General features: G+C 68.2%; 1 pseudogene. It reads right to left on the bottom strand.

The annotated features are described in order from the left end of the window. A pseudogene (locus FXN61_RS49100) lies at positions 1-1,816 on the bottom strand (DEAD/DEAH box helicase); the annotation flags it as partial. Positions 1,817-2,039: the final 223 nt, after the last annotated feature.

The raw sequence follows: 2,039 nt of genomic DNA, 5'->3' as shown, positions 1-2,039 counted from the left end.
TGACGAGCCAGCGGCCGTGGCCTCGCCCAGCGGCTCGAGGCCGGGGTGCGACGACGACGGCGAGGCCGCTTCTGCGACCGGACGGCACCGCGATCACGTCGCCCTTGCGCAGCGTTTCCAGCGACTTGGCCGTCTCGATGCGGCGCGCGTTGGTGTTCTGCCTCGCGAGCTGCTTCTCGCGGTCGGCGACCCGGCGGCGCAGCGACGCGTACTCGGTGAAGTCGCCGAGGTGGCACGTCATCGACTCGGAGTAGCCCGCGAGCGCCTCCTTGTTGCGCTCGATCCGGCGCGCCAGCCCGACCACCGACCTGTCCGCCTGGAACTGCGCGAACGACTGCTCCAGGATCTCGCGCGCCGCCGAGGCCCCGAGCTGGTGCACGAGGTTGACGGCCATGTTGTAGCCGGGACGGAAGCTCGACCGCAGCGGGTACGTGCGCGTGGAAGCGAGCCCGCCGACCGCCTTGGGGTCGATGCCGGGCTGCCAGACGACGACCGCGTGGCCCTCCACGTCGATGCCACGACGCCCGGCACGCCCGGTGAGCTGCGTGTACTCGCCCGGAGTGAGGTCGACGTGCGCCTCGCCGTTGTACTTCACGAGCTTCTCGAGCACGACCGTGCGTGCGGGCATGTTGATGCCCAGCGCGAGCGTCTCGGTCGCGAACACGACCTTGACCAGCCCGCGGACGAACAGCTCCTCGACGGTCTCCTTGAACGCGGGCAGCAGCCCGGCGTGGTGCGACGCGATGCCGCGTTCCAGCGCCTCACGCCACTCCCAGAAGCCCAGCACGGTGAGGTCGGCCTCGGGCAGATCACGCGTCTTCTCGGCGATGATCCGCCGCACCTGGTCGGTCTCTTCCGGCGTGTTCAGCCGCAGCCCTGCCCGCGCCGTCTGCGCAACGGCCGCGTCACACCCCGCCCGTGAGAACACGAACACGATCGCCGGCAGCAACGAGGCCGCGTCCATCCGCTGGATCATGTCGATCCGCGACGGCGGCTTGAAGCCCGTGTTGCGCGGCGGCCTTCCGCCACCGCCGCCGCTGCGGTTGCGGCCACGGCTGAACGGCACGTGGTAGCGCGTGAGCTCCTCGGACTTGCGCAGGACCTGGACGTTGATCCGCGCGTGCGTCTCGTCGCCCTCGAACAGGTCCAGCATCTGGTTGCCCACCAGCATGTGCTGCCACAGCGGCACCGGCCGGTGCTCGTCGACCACGACCGTCGTGTCGCCGCGCACCTCGACCAGCCACTCGCCGAACTCCTCGGCGTTGCTGACCGTCGCGGACAGACCGACGACCTGCACGTGCTCCGGCAGGTGCAGGATGACCTCTTCCCACACGGCACCGCGGAACCTGTCGGCGAGGTAGTGCACCTCGTCCATCACGACGTAGGCGAGTCCGTCCAAAGTGGACGAACCCGAGTACAGCATGTTCCGCAGCACCTCGGTGGTCATGACGACCACGGGCGCGCCACCGTTCACGCTCGTGTCACCGGTGAGCAGGCCGATGCTCTCCGCCCCGTACCGCGCGGTGAGATCGGCGAACTTCTGGTTCGACAGCGCCTTGATCGGCGTCGTGTAGAAGCACTTGCGGCCCTCGCTCAGGGCGAGGTGCACGGCGAACTCGCCCACGACGGTCTTACCGGCACCCGTCGGGGCGCAGACGAGCACGCCATGACCGTCCTCCAGGGCCTCGCAGGCCTGGCGCTGGAACGGGTCCAGCTCGAACGAGATGACGGAGCCGAAGTCGGTCAGCTTGGGCCGCTGGGCGTTGCGCCGGGAGTCGGCGTAGGCCTCGGCCGGGGACCGCGAAGCACGTGACACCCCTTCAGGCTTTCACATCGCACCGACAATCGCCGCCAAGATAGATTAACTTCAGTCAACACTGAAACGACAGAGGGCGTCACCCAGTGGGTTCGGCGTCTGCAAGTACCGCCAACTGCCAGTTGGTAGTGAGCCTTTTCCATCCTGATCTTGCTGGTCACAAGATCAGGTCGATCTGACCGACCGCCTTGAACGCGGCGAAGCTCCTGGTAGCACGGGTATC

Origin of the sequence: Lentzea indica (assembly GCF_012184385.1) — a bacterium.
Taxonomy (GTDB): domain Bacteria; phylum Actinomycetota; class Actinomycetes; order Mycobacteriales; family Pseudonocardiaceae; genus Lentzea; species Lentzea indica.
Note: the sequence above shows the minus strand (reverse complement) of the source record. Positions and strands in the feature narration are given on the sequence as shown.